At 68.1% G+C, this 17,502-nt stretch carries 12 protein-coding genes; 3 read left to right on the top strand and 9 right to left on the bottom strand.

Translation table 11 applies throughout. The features are described 5' to 3' along the window. Positions 1 to 86: 86 nt before the first annotated feature. The 6 genes from C2U31_RS07300 to C2U31_RS07325 form a co-directional block, all read right to left on the bottom strand. Positions 87 to 1,427, bottom strand: coding sequence for a TolC family outer membrane protein (locus C2U31_RS07300; RefSeq protein WP_103272235.1), 1,341 nt, complete (start codon positions 1,425 to 1,427; stop codon positions 87 to 89). A gap of 82 nt (positions 1,428 to 1,509) precedes the next feature. Next, on the bottom strand, positions 1,510 to 2,190 hold the full coding sequence (locus C2U31_RS07305) for a protein-L-isoaspartate O-methyltransferase (protein ID WP_103272236.1): 681 nt from the start codon (positions 2,188 to 2,190) through the stop codon (positions 1,510 to 1,512). 133 nt (positions 2,191 to 2,323) lie between these two features. Next, on the bottom strand, positions 2,324 to 3,145 hold the full coding sequence (gene thiD, locus C2U31_RS07310) for a bifunctional hydroxymethylpyrimidine kinase/phosphomethylpyrimidine kinase (protein WP_103272237.1): 822 nt from the start codon (positions 3,143 to 3,145) through the stop codon (positions 2,324 to 2,326). Positions 3,146 to 3,206: 61 nt separating this feature from the next. Then, positions 3,207 to 4,010 carry a thiazole synthase gene (locus C2U31_RS07315; RefSeq protein WP_103272238.1) on the bottom strand — a complete coding sequence of 268 codons (804 nt, stop codon included), beginning with the start codon at positions 4,008 to 4,010 and terminating at the stop codon, positions 3,207 to 3,209. A gap of 154 nt (positions 4,011 to 4,164) precedes the next feature. Then, positions 4,165 to 5,049: a cobalamin-binding protein gene (locus C2U31_RS07320; protein ID WP_103272239.1), complete on the bottom strand. Its 885-nt coding sequence runs from the start codon at positions 5,047 to 5,049 to the stop codon at positions 4,165 to 4,167. Between the two features lie 136 nt (positions 5,050 to 5,185). Beyond that, a complete protein-coding gene (locus C2U31_RS07325) occupies positions 5,186 to 7,228 on the bottom strand; it encodes a TonB-dependent receptor (RefSeq protein ID WP_103276299.1) in 2,043 nt (680 codons plus the stop codon). 391 nt (positions 7,229 to 7,619) lie between these two features. Here C2U31_RS07325 and metH point away from each other — a divergent pair, with 391 nt between their 5' ends. Continuing rightward, positions 7,620 to 11,393 (top strand): methionine synthase, encoded by a 3,774-nt coding sequence (metH, locus tag C2U31_RS07330; protein ID WP_103272240.1) that lies wholly within the window; start codon positions 7,620 to 7,622, stop codon positions 11,391 to 11,393. Between the two features lie 21 nt (positions 11,394 to 11,414). Here the strand turns inward: metH and iaaH are convergent, their stop codons facing one another. Then, positions 11,415 to 12,881 (bottom strand): indoleacetamide hydrolase, encoded by a 1,467-nt coding sequence (gene iaaH / locus C2U31_RS07335; protein ID WP_103272241.1) that lies wholly within the window; start codon positions 12,879 to 12,881, stop codon positions 11,415 to 11,417. 178 nt (positions 12,882 to 13,059) lie between these two features. Here iaaH and C2U31_RS07340 point away from each other — a divergent pair, with 178 nt between their 5' ends. Further along, positions 13,060 to 13,788, top strand: a complete 729-nt coding sequence (locus C2U31_RS07340) for a FadR/GntR family transcriptional regulator (RefSeq protein WP_103272242.1) — start codon at positions 13,060 to 13,062, stop codon at positions 13,786 to 13,788. A 706-nt stretch (positions 13,789 to 14,494) separates the two neighbouring features. On the opposite strand, the gene C2U31_RS07350 is transcribed toward C2U31_RS07340, so the two are convergent. Both C2U31_RS07350 and C2U31_RS07355 read right to left on the bottom strand, forming a co-directional pair. Continuing rightward, the gene (locus C2U31_RS07350) at positions 14,495 to 15,403 is read right to left on the bottom strand and encodes an ABC transporter permease (protein ID WP_103272243.1); all 909 of its coding nucleotides are present in this window, start codon (positions 15,401 to 15,403) and stop codon (positions 14,495 to 14,497) included. Beyond that, positions 15,400 to 16,104 (bottom strand): cell division ATP-binding protein FtsE, encoded by a 705-nt coding sequence (locus tag C2U31_RS07355; protein WP_103272244.1) that lies wholly within the window; start codon positions 16,102 to 16,104, stop codon positions 15,400 to 15,402. Before C2U31_RS07355 ends, C2U31_RS07350 begins: the two co-directional genes overlap by 4 nt. 292 nt (positions 16,105 to 16,396) lie before the next feature. Between C2U31_RS07355 and C2U31_RS07360 the strand changes: the two genes are divergently transcribed. After that, positions 16,397 to 17,413, top strand: coding sequence for an amino acid ABC transporter substrate-binding protein (locus C2U31_RS07360; protein ID WP_103272245.1), 1,017 nt, complete (start codon positions 16,397 to 16,399; stop codon positions 17,411 to 17,413). Positions 17,414 to 17,502 lie beyond the last annotated feature (89 nt).

Consider the following 17,502-nt stretch of genomic DNA (forward strand, 5'->3'; position numbering starts at 1 on the left):
GCGGCGCGAATCGTAACAGGTTAAGAAACAAAGTTTTTTATCATTTCTCACTATGTCGCAAGAATGCCACTGCCTTGCAGGGGTTTTCAGCGCGGCTCGCGCAGCAGCCGGTTGATCGCTTCCAGGTCGGTCTCGGCCAGGATGCCGCTGACCGCCTTCAGCCGCAGCCCGGACAGCAGCGTGGTGTAGCGCGCCAGCGCCAGATCGCGCTGGGTGGCATAGAGCTGCTGCTGGGCATTGAGCACGTCCAGGCTGATGCGCACGCCCACTTCGTAGCCGGTGCGGTTGGCCTCGACCGAGGCGCGGCTGGATTTCTCGCCGGCCTCCAGCGCGTCGATGCGCGCCAGGCCGCTGGTCACGCCCGTGTAGTGCTGGCGCGCGGCCTGGACGGCCTGGCGCCGGGCGGCCTCGAAATCGTGCCGCGCCTTCTGTTCGAGCTGCACCCGCTCGGTCACCTGGGACGAGACGCCGCCGCCCGAATACAGCGGAATCGACAGCACCACGCCCACGCTGTTGTTGATGGGCTTGCCGGGCGCGCTGCTGCCGTTGCTCATGACCGCGTCGCTGGCGCTGCCGCTGGTGGCGCGCAGATTCACGGTGGGGTAGTGGCCGCTCCTGGCGATCTGGATGTCGCGGCCGGCAATGCGGGTCTGGAGCTGGGCGCGCAGCACGTCCAGGCTGGAGGCCTCGGCCTGCGTGCTCCAGTCGTTCAGCCGGGCCGGCTGGGGCGAGGGCAGGCGCACGCCGGGCGGCAGCTCCGCCAGCGCGCCGGCAGGCGAGCCCAGGATCTGGGCCAGCACGTCGCGGCGCACGTCCAGATCGTTCTGCAGCCGCAGTTCCTGCGCCAGCACCAGGTCGTAGCGCGCCTGCGCCTCGTAGGTATCGGTGATGGTGGCGTTGCCCAGCTCGAAATTGCGCTTGGCCGATTCCAGCTGTCCCGCGACGGCGGCCTTCTCGGCTTCGGTCGCCGTCAGGGCGTCCTGGGCGTAGAGCACGTTGAAATAGGCTTCGGCCACGCGCAGCAGCAGATCCTGGAAGGCCTGCTGCAGCCGCACTTCGGCGTCGGCGGTCAGCAGCTTGGATTGCTCGTAGGCCTGCCAGCGCGACCAGTTGAACAGCGGCTGCGTCAGCGCCAGGTCCCAGGTGCCGCGGCCACCGCTGTAGGCCATGCCGAAGCCCTGCGTGCTGCGGGTTTCGCGGTAGGCGCCGCCGGCCTCGGCGCTGATCTGCGGCAGCAGTCCGGCGCGGGCCTGGGGTTCCTTTTCCAGGCTGGCGCGGTAGTTGGCGCGCGCGGCGGCATAGACCGGGTCGCTGCCCAGCGCGGTGCGCCAGACCTGCATCAGGTCGTCGGCGGCGTGGGCGCGCGACGGACCGACGCTTGCGGCGCAGGTGAAGACCAGTAATGCCGTAAGCGATCGGACGCGCATGATGTTTCGTGGGAGTCGTGCGGCTCCAGGACGTCCGCCCCGCATCCCCGCGCCGGGCGGGGACGGCGCGGGCGGCGCCGGATCAGAACTTGAACTGGGACACCGTCGCGCCGCGCAGCGGCTTGATGACGGTTTCGAACAGGTTGACGGTTTCGAAGCTGGCGGCCGTGGTGCGGGTGATGCGACAGGCGGTCATGACGGGCGCCTGGCCCACGATGACGACCAGGCGGCCGCCCACGCGCAGCTGGTACTTGAGCGCGTCGGGCACGGCCGGCACCGAGCCGGTCACCAGGATGGCGTCGTATTCGGTCGAGCCCCAGCCGTTGCGGGCGTCGCCGGTTTCGACCTTGACGTTGGTGACGTTGTTCATCTGCAGGTTCTGCTGCGCGAAGGTCACCAGGCGGCTGTCGATCTCGACCGAGGTCACCTGCTGCGCCAGATAGCCCAGCAGCGCGGCCTGGTAGCCCGAGCCGGTGCCGATTTCCAGCACGCAGTCCGACTTGGTCAGCTGAAGTTCCTGAGCCAGGCGCGCCTCGATCTTCGGGGCCAGCATGTTCTGCCGGGAGTCGACGCCGTTGATCTGCAGCGGGATCTCCAGGTCGGAGAACGCCAGCGCGCGCAGGGCCGGCGGAACGAACTGTTCGCGACGCACATCGAACAGGGCTTGCAGCACATTGGCGTCAAGCACGTCCCAGGGGCGGACCTGCTGTTCCACCATGTTGAAGCGGGCTTGTTCTACGTCGGGCAGGGTCGAAGCGTTCATGACGGTCAGAGAAAACAGAGGAATCAACTGACCATTGTACCGATTCGTAGCGTCCTGTGACGCCATGGGGCGCGGGCCCGGCCGGGGAGGGGTCAGGCCGCCTCCGGCCGGGGGCAATGTAACCGCGCGCCGCTCACCACCAGGCGTGGAAGTGGTGCACCGGGCCGTGGCCCGAGCCGGCCGACAGGCGGCCGGACTGGCGGATGGCTTCCGTCAGGTAGGCCTTGGCGCGGCGGGCCGCCTCGGGCACGTCGCCGGTCTGCGGCAGCAGCGCGGCCAGCGCGGCCGACAGGGTGCAGCCGGTGCCGTGCGTGTTGGCGGTCTCGATGCGGTGGCCGGGCAGCTCGATCATGCGGTCGCCGTCGTGCAGCAGGTCGATGGTGTCGTTGCCGGGCAGGTGGCCGCCCTTGACCATGACCCAGCGCTCGCCGTCATAGGCCATCTTGTTGCGCAGGCGCTCGGCCACGCGACGCATTTCCTTCACGCTTTCCACCGGCCGCTCTTCCAGCAACACGCCGGCCTCGGGCAGGTTCGGGGTCAGCAGCGTGGCCTGGGGCAGCAGCGCCTCGCGCATGGCGCTCACGGCGTCGCGCTCGAGCAGCAGGTCGCCGCTCTTGGCCACCATGACCGGGTCCAGCACCACGTGGGCCGGCTTCCATTTGGCGAGCTTCTCCGCCACCACCAGCGTCACGGGCTGCTGGCCCAGCATGCCGATCTTGACCGCCGCGATCGGCACATCGGCGAACAGCGTGTCGATCTGCAGGCCGACGAAGGCCGGCGGCACGGGTGAAATGCCGGTCACGCCCTGCGTGTTCTGCGCCGTCAGCGCGGCGATCACGGCGCAGCCGTAGGCGCCCAGGGCGCTCATGGTCTTGACGTCGGCCAGGCTGCCGGCGCCGCCGGACGGATCGACGCCCGCGATGCTGAGCGTGTTGGGGATGGGGCGGGCGTTCATCGGGCGTGTCCTTGGCGCCAGGAGGCGGCGGCGTTCACTGCGCGCCGAGGGGCGACGGCGTTCATTTCGCGGCGCCCGCGGCGATCAGGCCTTCGGTGGGCGAGCTGGGCGCGCCGCTGTAGAGCTTCTTCGGCATGCGGCCGGCCAGGAAGGCCTCGCGGCCGGACTCCACGCCCTTCTTCATGGCGCTGGCCATCAGGATCGGGTCGCGGGCGGCGGCGATGGCGGTGTTCATCAGCACGGCGTCGCAGCCCAGCTCCATGGCGATGGCGGCGTCGGACGCGGTGCCCACGCCGGCGTCGACCACGATGGGCACGCGCGCCTGGTCGATGATCAGGCGCAGGTTCCAGGGATTCAGGATGCCCATGCCCGAGCCGATCAGCGAGGCCAGCGGCATCACCGCCACGGCGCCCAGGTCTTCCAGCATGCGGCACTGGATGGGATCGTCGGTGCAATACACCATGACCTTGAAGCCTTCGTCGACCAGGGTCTTGGTGGCCTTGAGCGTTTCGGGCATGTTGGGGAACAGCGTGTGCGGATCGCCCAGCACTTCCAGCTTGACCAGGTCGTGGCCGTCCAGCAGCTCGCGCGCCAGCCGCAGCGTGCGGATGGCGTCGTCGGCGGTGTAGCAGCCGGCGGTATTGGGCAGCAGCGTGAATTTCGACGGCGGCACGTGGTCGAGCAGGCTGGGCTCGCCGGCATGCTGGCCGATGTTGGTGCGGCGGATGGCGACGGTGACGATCTCGGCGCCGCTGGCGTCCAGCGCCTGGCGGGTCTGTTCGAAATCCTTGTACTTGCCGGTGCCGACGAGCAGGCGCGACGAATAGGCGCGGCCGGCGATGGTGAGGGTGTCTTGGGTGGTCATGGCGGTGTTTCGAAGAGCGGGACCGGGAGCGGACCCGAGGGACGGTCTGAGCGTTGCACGAATGATAAAGCACGCGGCGGCGACGCTGGCGCGATGGGCGGAACGCGGCGTTCCACTATTTGCCGAACCCGGCGGAATTCCGTGGGGGCAGCGCCTATTGCCGCATCGCGTCCAGCGTCTCGCACAGCGCCTCGGCAGCATCGATCAGGCGGGGGCCGGGACGGTACAGGGCATCGGCGTCGATGCCGTACACATGGCCGGCCTGGGCGGCCGGCAGGCCCAGCTTGCGCCAGGCCGCGAGGTTGTTCGCCTTGTCTTCCTGCCGCGACACGCCCGCCAGCACGGCGTCGGGCCGGGCCGCCAGCACGCTTTCCAGCGACACCTGGGGCGCCACCACGGGCGAGTCGGCGAAGACGTTGACGCCGCCGCACAAGCGCAGGGCGTCGCTGACGATGCTGGTCCGATTCAGCGTGTAGATGGGATCCAGCCCGGCCTGGATGAAGACCCGCAGCGGCCGGCGGTCGGCATGGCGCGCGGCCAGCCGGTCCAGCCGTTCGCGCAGCGCCCTGGCGGCGGGCCGAGCCTGGTCCTGGGTGCCGAACAGCTCGCCCATCCGTTCCACCGCGGCGGGGATGTCCGCCAGTGTCTGCGGGTCGCTGTAGTAGACCGGCACGCCCAGCTTGTCCATGACGCGGACCAGCGGTTCGGCGGCGGCCGGTTGCCAGGCGATGATCAGGTCGGGCCGGACGGCGGCCACGCGTTCCGCGTCCGGTTGCGTGCCATCGCCGATGACCGGCAGCGCGCGCGCGGCCGGCGGATAGTCGCTGCCACGGATCGTGGCGGCGATACGGTCGCCGGCGCCAGCCGCGTAGACCAGCTCGGTGGCATGCGGCGCCAGCGTCACCGCCCGGCGCGCGGGCTCGGCCAGCACGACTGCGCGGCCACGGTCGTCCTGGACCCGGATCGGCGCAGTCTGCGCCTGTGCCGATCCCGCGAGCACCGCCATGCCAAGCCCGAAGGCAGGCAGCAAGCCACTCATTACTTGCCCATAGCGCCAAATGCTTCGCATGAAGCAGACGCCACTCCAGAGGGATGCTGCGGAGCCGGCTTTGCCGGTCCGCAGGCATGCCCCCTTGAGGGGGAAGCGCGCAGCGCTTCGGGGGTGGGCTTTCACTCTAGTAGCGCAACGTCAGCGAAGCGTAGAAGTTGCGGCCAGGCGCTGGGTACAGGTTGTAGCGCGCCGTGGAGCCCAGGTACTGGAAGTCCGTGTTGGCGCCGCGCACGCCGTAGCTGGCGTACTTGCGATCCAGAATGTTGTTCACGCCCACCGCGCCTTCGATGTTGCGGGTGAACTTGTAGGCCAGCTTGGTGTTGAACAGCACATAGGCGTTCAGTTCCTCGCCGAACTGGTTGGCCTGGTCGTTGTCCATGCGCGACTTGCCGACGTACTGGGCCGACACGTTCCACAGCAGCGCATCGGTGGGACGCCAGGTCACGCCGGCGTTGGCCAGCCACTTCGGCACCAGCGGCACCTGTTTGCCGGCCAGGTCCACGCCGCTGTACGTGCCGGAACGGAACTTCGCCTCCATCCAGGTCAGGTTGGCGTCCAGCGTGATGCTGCTGGTCAGGGCATGGTGTCCTTCCAGCTCGATGCCCTGGCGGCGCGTCGGGTCGAGGTTGATGTTGCCGCCGGTGCCCGGACCCCAGATGCCATCGCCCAGCGGGTTGTACTGGATCTCGTTGCGCAGGTCGTAGCGGAACCAGGACAGGCGCGCGCTGCTCTTGTCCGACTTCCAGGTCAGGCCCAGTTCCTTGTCGGTGGAGGTTTGCGGCGCCAGCGGCGATTTCACCGACACCAGTTCGTCGGCGTTGGCCACGCGGAAGCTGCGGCCGACCTTGGCATAGGCGCCGAAGCCGGCGCCGATGTCCTGGCGCACGCCCAGCTGCCAGGCGGTCAGGTGGTTGCCACGGTCGGACGGCTGGTCCATGCCGGACAGGATCTCCACCTTGTCCGAGGCGTACTGACGGCGCAGGCCCAGTGTCACGAGCGTGCTCTCGGTGGCGCGAATCGTGCCCTCGGCGAACAGGCCGTACTGGCGCTGGCGCGATTCCCACTTCGCCGGCGTGGGCGAGTAATAGGCGTCCTGGGCCGAGGTGGTCTTGGCTTCCTGCGCGTCGGCGCCGAAGACCACGCTGTGGCCGCCGTTGATGGGCAGGCGGTAGCGCAGGCTGGCGAGGTTCTCGGTCAGCTTCTGGTCGCGCAGGATATCGCCGAAGCCGTCGTAGGACACGCCATCCAGCTTCTTCTGGCGGGAGGACGCGTCGGCGTACAGCGTGCCGGCGCCGATGGACTGTTCGACCTGCAGGCCGATGGTGGTCGTGGTGGTCCTGATGCGGTCGATGTCGTTCTTGGCGCCGCGCGGGTCGCTCTCGAACTCGTTCTTGCCGGTGTATGGATCGATCAGGCGCGAGCCTGGCAGGTCCAGGCGCTGCGTGGTGGTGTTGCCGTACAGGCGGATCGAGCCGTTGTCGTGGCGCAGCGTGATGCCGCCGCCGCCGCCCTCGCGGCGCTCGCCGCTGTGGTCGCGGTAGCCGTCGGTGCGCAGCGACTGCATGTAGGCGTCGACGCCGACCTTCTGGTTGTTCATGGCGATGGCCGCGTCATACTGGCGCAGGCCATAGCTGCCGAAGGTGGCGGTGGCGCGGGCGGTGACCGGTTCCTTGGAGAAGTCGCGGCGGGTGATGATGTTGATCACGCCGCCGGTGGTGCCGCCGCCGTATTGCACGGAGCCGCTGCCGCGCACGATTTCGATGCGTTCGACCTGGTCCAGCGGCACCACGCCCAGGTTGGGCGCGGACAGGTCGTTGGTGTTCTGCTTGACGCCGTCCACCAGGATGAGGGTGTTGCTGGCGCCGGTCATGCCGAAGCCGCGCAGGTCCACGATGGCGTTGTCGGTCGAACTGCTGGTGTTCAGCAGGTGGATGCCGGCCTGCGTGGACAGCAGGTCCTGCATGGTGCGCGCGCTGCTGGCGGCGATGTCCTCGGCGGTGATCACCGAGACCGCGACCGGCAGCGTGGCGGCGTCGGAAGGCACGCGCTGCGCCGTGACGGTGATGGGGCTGAGTTCCGTGGGGGCGGGAGTTTGCTGGGCGGCGGCCAGGGCCGGCGCGGAACAGAGCAGGACGCCGGCGCTGCGGCGAAGGGTACGGGCTTTCATCTGCATGACCTCGAAGCGACCCGCGACCCCGCAGGCCATTCACGATGGGAGGACGCCGCGTCCGGCGGACCGGGAAGGGGGCGTCCTGACTGTCGAACAGGCCGGTATCGGGCTGCCATGCGGCTGGCGCATGGGGACCGTTGCGGGGGCAGCACAGGCTGGGCTCGGTCGGCGGGCTTGATGGACCGCCGGCGGGGATGCCTTCCTGTTTCCCGTTTACCTTTCGCGCGCGGCCGGCAAGTGTTGCGTTCTTGCCGGCAATGTGCGCCGAAAGCACCGGTTCGGGGCCGAAACTGTATCACCGCCGGGCGCGGAAGACCCCGTTTTGTTACGATTACAGGTTGATTTCACGGCGTTTTTCCCCTTTTCGCCACACGTCCAGGACTTTCTCGTGTCTTATCCCCGTCTGCCCTATCCGCCCGAGGCCTTTACCCGCGGCGGCGACTTCGCCCGACTGCTGGGCCAGCGCATCCTGATCCTGGACGGCGCCATGGGCACCATGATCCAGCGCTACAAGCTGGGCGAGGCGGATTTCCGCGGCGAGCGCTTCGCCGGCCACGGCAAGGATCTGAAGGGCGACAACGAACTGCTGTCCCTGGTCCGGCCGGATGTGATCGCCGAGATCCACCGTCAGTACCTGGAGGCCGGGGCCGACGTCATCGAGACCAACACCTTCGGCGCCACCTCCATCGCCCAGGGCGACTACGACCTGCCGGAACTGGCCTACGAACTGAACCTGGTATCCGCCCGACTGGCGCGCGAGGCCTGTGACGCCTACAGCACGCCGGACAAGCCGCGCTTCGTGGCCGGCGCGCTGGGCCCGCAGCCCAAGACCGCCTCCATCTCGCCGGATGTCAACGACCCGGGCGCGCGCAACGTCACCTTCGACGAGCTGCGCGTGGCCTATGTCGAGCAGCTGAACGGCCTGCTCGACGGCGGCATCGACATCGTCCTGATCGAAACCATCTTCGACACGCTCAACGCCAAGGCCGCGATCTACGCCACCGAGGAAGTGTTCGAGCAGCGCGGCATCCGCCTGCCGGTCATGATCTCCGGGACCGTCACCGACGCCTCGGGCCGGATCCTGTCCGGCCAGACCGTGGAAGCCTTCTGGAACTCGGTGCGCCACGCGCGCCCGGTCACCATCGGCCTGAACTGCGCGCTGGGCGCGGCGCTGATGCGCCCCTACGTGGCCGAGCTTTCCAAGATCTGCGATACCTACGTCTGCGTCTATCCCAACGCCGGCCTGCCCAATCCCATGGCCGAGACCGGCTTCGACGAAACCCCGGCCGACACCTCGGCGCTGCTGGAGGAATTCGCGCGCGCCGGGCTGGTGAACATGTCCGGCGGCTGTTGCGGCACCACGCCCGACCACATCCGCGCCATCGCCGACAAGGTGACCGCGCTGACGCCGCGCGTTGTGCCCGAGATTCCGGTCAAGACCCGGCTGTCGGGCCTGGAGCCGCTCAACATCGACGAGGACACGCTGTTCGTCAACGTCGGCGAGCGCACCAACGTGACCGGCTCGAAGATGTTCGCGCGCCTGATCCGCGAGGAAAAGTACGACGAGGCGCTGGCCGTGGCCCGCCAGCAGGTCGAGAACGGCGCCCAGATCATCGACATCAACATGGACGAGGCCATGCTGGATTCGGTGGCCTGCATGCACCGTTTCCTGAACCTGATCGCGTCCGAGCCGGACATCGCCCGCGTGCCGGTCATGATCGACAGCTCCAAGTGGGAAGTCATCGAGACCGGCCTGAAGTGCGTGCAGGGCAAGCCGGTGGTGAACTCCATTTCCATGAAGGAAGGGCTGGACATCTTCCGCGAGCACGCGCGCCTGTGCCGTCGCTACGGCGCCGCCGTGGTGGTGATGGCGTTCGACGAGCAGGGCCAGGCCGACACGCTGGAGCGCCGCAAGGAAATCTGCGGCCGCGCGTACCAGATCCTGGTCGAGGAAGAAGGCTTCCCACCCGAGGACATCATCTTCGATCCCAACGTGTTCGCCGTCGCCACCGGCATCGACGAGCACAACCACTACGCGGTCGACTTCATCGAAGGCACGCGCTGGATCCGCGACAACCTGCCGCATGCGCGCATCTCGGGCGGCGTGTCCAACGTCAGCTTCTCGTTCCGCGGCAACGAGCCGATGCGCGAAGCCATCCACACCGTGTTCCTGTATTACGCGGTCAAGGAAGGCATGACGATGGGCATCGTCAACGCCGGCCAGCTCGGCGTGTACGCCGACCTGGATCCCAAGCTGCGCGACCTGGTCGAGGACGTGGTGCTGGACCGCGCCGAGCCGGTAGGCAAGACCGAGGCCGACGACGAGCGCACGCCGACCGAGCGCCTGGTGCAGTTCGCCGACACGGTGAAGGGCTCCGGCGCCAAGAAGGAAGAAGACCTGGCCTGGCGCGCCGCCTCCGTCGAGGCGCGCCTGTCGCATGCGCTGGTGCATGGCATCACCGCCTTCATCGTCGAGGACACCGAAGAGGTGCGCCAGAAGATCGCCGCGCGCGGAGGCCGTCCGATCGAGGTGATCGAAGGGCCGCTGATGGACGGCATGAACGTGGTCGGCGACCTGTTCGGCGAGGGCAAGATGTTCCTGCCGCAGGTGGTGAAGTCGGCCCGCGTCATGAAGCAGGCGGTGGCGCACCTGATTCCCTTCATCGAAGAGGAAAAGCGCCAGATCGCGGCGGCCGGCGGCGACGTGCGCGCCAAGGGCAAGATCGTCATCGCCACCGTCAAGGGCGATGTGCACGACATCGGCAAGAACATCGTGTCGGTGGTGCTTCAGTGCAATAACTTCGAAGTCGTGAACATGGGCGTGATGGTGCCCTGCGCGCAGATCCTGGAGAAGGCCAAGGAAGAGCAGGCCGATATCGTCGGCCTGTCCGGCCTGATCACGCCCAGCCTCGAGGAAATGGCCTACGTCGCCTCGGAAATGCAGCGCGACCCGTATTTCCGCGAGCGCAAGGTGCCGCTGATGATCGGCGGCGCCACCACCAGCCGCGTGCACACGGCGGTGAAGATCGCGCCGAACTACGAAGGCCCGGTGATCTACGTGCCCGACGCCAGTCGCTCGGTGGGCGTGGCCACCAACCTGATGTCGACGCAGCGCGACGCCTACCTGGCCGAGCTGGCCGGGGAGTACGAGGACGTGCGCCGCCGCCACGCCAACCGCAAGGCCACGCCGCTGGTGCCGCTGGCCGAGGCGCGCGCCGCGCGCCCGCAGATCGACTGGGACGCCTACACGCCGCCGCGTCCCAAGTTCATCGGCCGTCGCACCTTCAAGAGCTACGACCTGGCCGAGATCGCGAAGTACGTGGACTGGGGTCCGTTCTTCCAGACCTGGAGCCTGTTCGGGCCGTTCCCCGCCATCCTGGACGACAAGGTCGTGGGCGAGCAGGCGCGCAAGGTCTATGCCGACGGACTGGCCATGATGAAGCGCATCGTCGAGGGCCGCTGGCTCACCGCCAATGGCGTGGTGGGCTTCTATCCGGCCAACAGCGTCAACGACGAGGACATCGAGATCTACAAGGACGAGACGCGCAGCGAAGTGCTGTTCACGTACCGCAACCTGCGCCAGCAGGGCGCCAAGCGCGAGGGCGTGAGCAACAAGTCGCTGTCCGACTTCATCGCGCCCAAGTCCAGCGGCAAGCTGGACTACGTGGGCATGTTCGCCGTGACCGCCGGCCTGGGCATCGAGAAGAAGGAAGCCGAGTTCGAGCGCGCCCTGGACGACTATTCCAGCATCATGCTCAAGTCGCTGGCCGACCGCCTGGCCGAGGGCTTCGCCGAATGCCTGCACGCGCGCGTGCGCCAGGACCTGTGGGGCTACGCGCCCGACGAGGCCCTGTCCAACGACGACATGATCGCCGAGAAGTACGTGGGCATCCGTCCCGCGCCGGGCTATCCCGCTTGCCCGGAACACGTCGTCAAGACCGACATGTTCCGCGTGCTGGACGGCGAGGATATCGGCATGATGCTGACCGACAGCTACGCCATGTACCCGGCGTCCAGCGTGTCGGGCTTCTACTTCAGCCACCCGCAGTCGCAGTACTTCAACGTTGGCGTGATCGGCGAGGACCAGCTGGAAGACTACGCGCGCCGCAGCGGTCGCAGCATCGAGGACCTGCGCCGCACGCTGGCGCCGAACCTGGGGTGAGCGGCGTTCGCCGCGCGAGGTTCAGCCCGCCGGCGGCGCCAGCCTGCCCAGCACGGCCTCCAGCGCCAAGCCGATGGACAGCACCTTGCGGTCCTCGCCCGGCAGGCCGTCGATCTCCAAGCCCACCGGCAAGCCTGTCGCCGACAGCCCCGCCGGGATGTTCAGGCCGGGCAGGCCGGCGTTGCTGCCGGGGTCCGTGTTGCGGATCAGGCGCATGAAGTGCTCGATGCCGCTGGCCTGCGCATCGGCCGCGATCGGCAGCATGGGCAGCGTGGGGAACAGCAGCGCGTCCAGGCGGTGGCTGGCGAAGGCGCTTCGGTAGGCCGCGATCAGCGCGTCGCGATGCGTCGCCAGGGCGGCTTCGTACAGCGGCGTCATCGGCGTGGGCGCGCCGTCCGGGCCGGGCAGGGTCACCGGCATGATCATGCCGTCGAAGAGGCCCTTCACATCAGGGCTGGCGATGGCCGCCACCACCTGCGTGATATCCACGCCGGTTTCATAGCGTTCCAGGTACGCGGTCAGATCGGTCTTCGCCTCGTGCAGGCAGACCGGCATGCTGACGGCCGCGTTGGCCTCGGCCAGTCCCGGCGTCTCCAGCGCGATGAGTTCCACGCCGGCGCCGCGCAGCTTGTCCAGCGCGGCCCGCGTGACGCGTTCCACTTCCGGTTCCAGCCCGGCCCAGAAACCCGACGGCAGGCCCAGCCGCAGGCCGGCGGCGGGCAGCGTCTGCGCCGGCTGGCCCTCGCCCGCCAGGATCGCGTCCAGCAGCGCGATGTCTTCCATGCTGGCCGCCAGCGGTCCCGGCGTGTCGCGGGTATGCGAGATCGGCGTGATGCCGGCGCCGTCATAGCGGCCCACGCTGGGACGGAAGCCGGCCACGCCGTTGAGCGCGGCCGGCAGGCGCACCGAGGCGCCGGTATCCGTGCCCAGCGCGGCGGGCGCCAGACGCGCGCCCACTGCCGCGCCGCTGCCCGAGGACGAGCCGCCGGCGATGCGGCTGGGGTCATAGGCATTGCGCGTGCCCGGGCCCTGCGGGCCGGGGTAGGCATGGTTGTAGCCGGACGCGCCGAAGGCCAGTTCATGCATATGGGTCTTGCCCAGGATCACCGCGCCAGCCTCGCGCAGCCGGCGCAGCACGGGCGCGTCCTCGGTCGGACGGAAATGCTTGAGCGCCGGCGTGCCGGCGGTATTGGGCAGCCCGGCCACGTGGATGTTGTCCTTGATGGCGACGGGCACGCCGTGCAGCGGACCTTGCGGCCGCCCGGCGGCGCGGGCCTCGTCACAGGCGCGGGCCTGGGCCAGCGCGCCGTCCCGGTCCACGGTGATGAAAGCGTTCAGGTCCTGGCGCGCGTCGATGCGGTCCAGGTAGGCGCGGGTCAGGTCCAGGCTGGACAGCCGGCCCTCGCGGATCAGCGCGGCGGCTTGGATCACGGTCAGTTCGGGGGCCTGGCCCGGAGCGGGCAGGGGCGTGCGGGACGTGTCGGTCATGCGGTCTCCTCGCGGCGTTGCGATGTCGGGGGATGCGTGATGCGGATCCTTCTCCGGGCTCGTATCTTATCGGCAGCGCCACGGGATCGTTATTTGGTCTACCACTTGTATTCTGGTAAACCATGATAGTGAAAAGTGGTGAACCAATTAGAATTTGGTCTAACCAATTTAAGAAGCCATGAACCTGCAACTGATCCCCAAGCCCGAAGAGCCCGCGCAAAAGCCGGGACTGGACCGCGCCTATCTGCGTCTGGCCTCCCAGATCCAGGCCCTGGTGGTCCAGGGAGAATTCGCGGTCGGCCAGCGCCTGCCGGCCGAGCGCGCGCTGGCCGAGCGCTTCGATGTCAGCCGCACCTCGCTGCGCGAAGCCATCATCGCGCTGGAGCTGCAGGGCGTGGTCGAGGTGCGCGGCGGATCGGGCATCTATGTCTGCGAGCCCAAGCCGGGCGTGGCGCGCCTGCCCATGGCGCAGGAGCCCGGCGCCGGCCCGTTCGAACTGCTGCGCGCGCGCTGCCTGATCGAATCCGAGATCGCAGGGCTGGCCGCCACCACCCGCAAGGACGCGGACCTGGACCGCATGTTCGAGGCCCTGAGCACCATGCGCGAGCAGATGATGGACAAGGTCGCCAACGAAGAGGCCGACCGGCGTTTTCACCTGTACATCGCGCAGTCCACCGGCAACAGCGTGCTGCAAGCCACCGTGGCGTCCATGTGGGACCAGGCGCGCGGCCCCGTCTGGGAAAAAATCGAGCAGCACTTCCACACGCAGGAATTGCGCCAGGCCTCGCAGGAAGACCATCAACGCATCTTCGCCGCGCTGGTGGCGGGCGATGGCGACGCGGCCCGGCTGGCCATGCGCGGCCATCTGGAGCGCGTGATCGGTGAATTCGCGCAGGGGTGGCGCTGATGCGGACCCGCGACGCGACCCTACGACATGGCCCCATGAGGCGGCCTTAGCAGGCGGCCCCCCGGAACGAGCAGGGAACATACCTTGCCGGCCGGAACCGGGCCCATCAAGACCAGGAGACAAGACATGCAGCGACATTACAAGGGGAGCGGCGCATGGCGCCGCTGGGCGGCGGTCGCGCTGCTCGCGGCCGCCAGCGCGGCCGGGGCGCAGGAAGCGCCAAGTACTTTCACCGCCTGACATTGGAACGCGCTGTCGTAGTAATGGCGCGTTGCGCGAGCTTCAAGACGGGAGACCATGGCGCGGAATATTGGGCAAGGGCAACGATAAGGACACGAAGTGCACTGCTACGGAAAACAGAATTCGTTTCAAAATATGTAAAAAATTTGCGCTTTATTCTTGCATATTCGCAAGACCAGCGGGAGAAATGCTGTGTAACGGCGGCGACAATGCGTCCCTGCTTATATGGCTGGCTGCGTCTCCTGTGTTTTGTTCTTTCCGTTCCACGGCGGCGGCCGCCGCAAGGCCGCCGCCTCAGGGCCGGACTTGGGTTTCGCCGTCTCCGCGGGCAGGGGCCGCGCCAGTCGCGCGCGGTCCCGCCGGGATGATCTGGGACCATCCTACACGGGGACTGCGCGCGGCTTTTCCCCGATCACGGGGAAGAAGGTGCTTTATACGGGGCTTTAGAACGGCGTTTGACGCCGGTTCAGAAACGTGTGCTGCGCGTGACCGACCAGCGCGCCGACAGCGCGCCCAATACTGCGGCGGCCAGCACGGCGCCCGCCAGCACGGGCGTGCCGGGCAGGCGCAGGGCGAACTCGGCGCCGTAGCTGCGGGCCAGGCCGAGCAGGGCGTTGTTCAGCGGCGACAAGGCCAGCGCCGCGACGCCAATGGCCAGCAGCGAGGCCAGCGCGCCCGACAGGCCGCCCAGGTACAGGAAGGGACGGCGCACGAAGGATTCGGTGGCGCCGACCAGCCGCGCCACGGCGATTTCCTCGCGTTGCGACAGCGCCTGCATGCGCACGGTGTTGAACACCGTCGCCAGCACCACGACCGCCACGCAGGCGGCCAGGAAGCCCAGGCCGATGCGGGCGAAGCGCAGGATGGCCTCCAACCGCTGGACCCAGGCGCTGTCCAGCTGCACCAGGTCGACCTGGTCCCATTGCTTCCATATCTTGGCCAGCCGGTCCGCGCGGCCCGACAGGTCCTCGCCGTCGGCCAGCGTGACCACCACCGCGTCGGGCAGCGGGTTGCCCGGCAGCACGGCCAGCGCCTGCTGCCAGGCGGGATTGGCGCGCAGGCTGGCCAGCGCGTCGTCGCGGCCCACCACGCGCACGGCGCGGATGTCGTTCTGGTGCTCGGACTGGATGCGCTTGGCCACGCCGGCGGCCGCGCCAGCCGGAGCGTCCACGCGCATGAAGACCGTGACCTCGGGCGTGACCGACATCTGGCGCGCCACCGGCTGCACCGATACCAGGATGGCGCTGCCCAGCAGCGGCAGCGCCAGGGCCAGGGCCATGACCAGCAGGTTGGCCAGGGAGGAGAAGGGTTGCTTGATCAGCCGGCGCACGGTGACCATGAGCGCGTAGCGGTGTTGGCGCAGCCAGGCGTTCATGCTTGCGCTCCTTCGCCGGCGGCCGGCGCGGGCGTGGCCGGGCCGTGGGAATCGGAGAACTTGCCGGGGTCGATGCGCAGGGTGCGCGTGGCGTAGCGCGCCATGAGTTCCTGGTCGTGCGAGGCGATCAGCGTGGTGACGCCGACGCGGTTGAAGTCGCGAAACACATTCATGATGCGTTGCGCGTTGTCATGGTCGAGATTGGCGGTGGGCTCGTCGGCGATGAGGATGGCGGGGCGGTTGACGATGGCGCGGGCGATCGCCAGGCGCTGCTGCTCGCCGCCGGACAGCTCGATCGGGTTCAGTTCTTCCTTGCCCGACAGGCCGACCTTGTCCAGCGCCGCGCGGGCGCGCGCGGCCGCCGAGTCCCAGGCCTGACCGGTGACGGCCAGCGGCAGCATGACATTTTCGAACGCGCTGCGATCGAACAGCAGATGGGTGTCCTGCAGGATGACGCCGACGGCGCGCCGCAGATAGGGGCGCGCGCGGGCCGGCAGCTTGTCCAGCCGTTGCCCGTTGACCTGGATGGAGCCGCGGCTGGCGGGCTCCAGCCCGCCGATCAGCTTGAGCAGGGTGGACTTGCCGGCGCCGGACGGCCCGGACACGAAAATGAACTCTCCCGCGCTGACGCGGAAGTTGATGTCGGCCAGGATGTTGCGGCCGCGGCCATACGATTTGAAGACGTGCTGGAATTCGATCATGGCGGCTGTCGGATGAAGCCGCAATAGTAACTCGGGGACAGGGATGCGGACGCATTCCCGCGTGATGAAGACGTTTCCAAAACACGCGTGTGACCGTGCGGAAACACAAGATCTTCCAACGAAAAGCCGTCCCCATTTTTCATGGTGGACGATCGTTTTATTGATCCAGTGTCCCTATATTTCGAGGGAATTCCCCGATGCGCCGCTTGCTGCGCCGCCGCTACCATTCGGCGCATGTGCAGGGCCCACACGGCCCGGTTACCGGCTTCGATTCACCCACACGGAGATCACGATGAAAGTACTGAAACTCGCTGCTGTCGGCGCCGCCTTGTTTGCTGCTTCCGCAGCTTCCCATGCGGGCGCGACCTTCGACAACGTCAAGAAGAAAGGGTTTGTACAGTGCGGCGTTTCCACGGGCATTCCGGGGTTCTCGATCGCGGACAGCAAGGGTGAATGGAAGGGTCTGGACGTGGACCTGTGCCGCGCCATCGCCGCCACCATGTTCGGCGACGCCAGCAAGATCAAGGTCACGCCGCTGAACACGCAGCAGCGCTTCACCGCGCTGCAGTCCGGCGAGGTCGACGTGCTGACCCGCAACACCACCGTCACGCTGACGCGCGACACCACGCTGGGCCTGATCGGCGTGGGCGTGAACTACTACGACAGCCAGGGCGTGATGGTCTCCAAGGACCTGAACGTCAAGAGCGCCAAGGAACTGAACGGCGCCACCATCTGCGTGCAGCCCGGCACCACCACCGAGCTGAACCTGGCCGACTGGTTCCGCGGACAGAAGATCGAATTCAAGCCCGTCGTGATCGACAAGTACGACGAGATCATCCGCGCCTTCTCGGCCGGCCGCTGCGATGCCTTCACGACCGACAAGTCGCAGTTGGCCTCGACCCGCACCACGCTCGAGAACCCGGACAAGTACGTGATCCTGCCGGAAGGCTTCTCCAAGGAGCCGCTGGGCCCCATGGTGCGCCAGGGTGACGAGCAATGGTTCAACGTGGTCCGCTGGTCGCTGAACGCCATGCTGGAAGCCGAGGAGTACGGCATCACCAAGGCCAACGTCGACGAGATGACCAAGAGCACCAACCCCAACATCCAGCGCATCCTGGGCGTGACCCCGGGCATGGGCAAGAACCTGGGCGTGGATGACAAGTGGGCCTACAACATCATCAAGCAGGTGGGCAATTACGGCGAGAGCTTCGAGACCACGCTCGGCCAGAAGAGCGCCATGAAGCTTGAGCGCGGCCTGAACGCTTCGTACAAGAACGGAGGCCTGATGTACGGCTGGCCCGTGCGCTGACACGCGGGGCTGCCCGGGGGCGGGACCCGATGTCCCGCCCTGCCCGCCGCGAGCGGGCGGCAGGAGTGGGCGGCGCGACCCGCAAGGCG

The organism is Achromobacter sp. AONIH1, from assembly GCF_002902905.1.
Taxonomy (GTDB): domain Bacteria; phylum Pseudomonadota; class Gammaproteobacteria; order Burkholderiales; family Burkholderiaceae_B; genus Achromobacter.

Coding starts and splice junctions, on each gene's coding strand:
- C2U31_RS07350 (WP_103272243.1), bottom strand. CDS start 15,403: ATGAACGCCTGGCTGCGCCAACACCGCTACGCGCTCATGGTCACCGTG.
- C2U31_RS07340 (WP_103272242.1), top strand. CDS start 13,060: ATGAACCTGCAACTGATCCCCAAGCCCGAAGAGCCCGCGCAAAAGCCG.
- iaaH (WP_103272241.1), bottom strand. CDS start 12,881: ATGACCGACACGTCCCGCACGCCCCTGCCCGCTCCGGGCCAGGCCCCC.
- C2U31_RS07320 (WP_103272239.1), bottom strand. CDS start 5,049: ATGAGTGGCTTGCTGCCTGCCTTCGGGCTTGGCATGGCGGTGCTCGCG.
- C2U31_RS07355 (WP_103272244.1), bottom strand. CDS start 16,104: ATGATCGAATTCCAGCACGTCTTCAAATCGTATGGCCGCGGCCGCAAC.
- C2U31_RS07360 (WP_103272245.1), top strand. CDS start 16,397: ATGAAAGTACTGAAACTCGCTGCTGTCGGCGCCGCCTTGTTTGCTGCT.
- C2U31_RS07315 (WP_103272238.1), bottom strand. CDS start 4,010: ATGACCACCCAAGACACCCTCACCATCGCCGGCCGCGCCTATTCGTCG.
- C2U31_RS07305 (WP_103272236.1), bottom strand. CDS start 2,190: ATGAACGCTTCGACCCTGCCCGACGTAGAACAAGCCCGCTTCAACATG.
- thiD (WP_103272237.1), bottom strand. CDS start 3,145: ATGAACGCCCGCCCCATCCCCAACACGCTCAGCATCGCGGGCGTCGAT.
- C2U31_RS07325 (WP_103276299.1), bottom strand. CDS start 7,228: ATGAAAGCCCGTACCCTTCGCCGCAGCGCCGGCGTCCTGCTCTGTTCC.
- C2U31_RS07300 (WP_103272235.1), bottom strand. CDS start 1,427: ATGCGCGTCCGATCGCTTACGGCATTACTGGTCTTCACCTGCGCCGCA.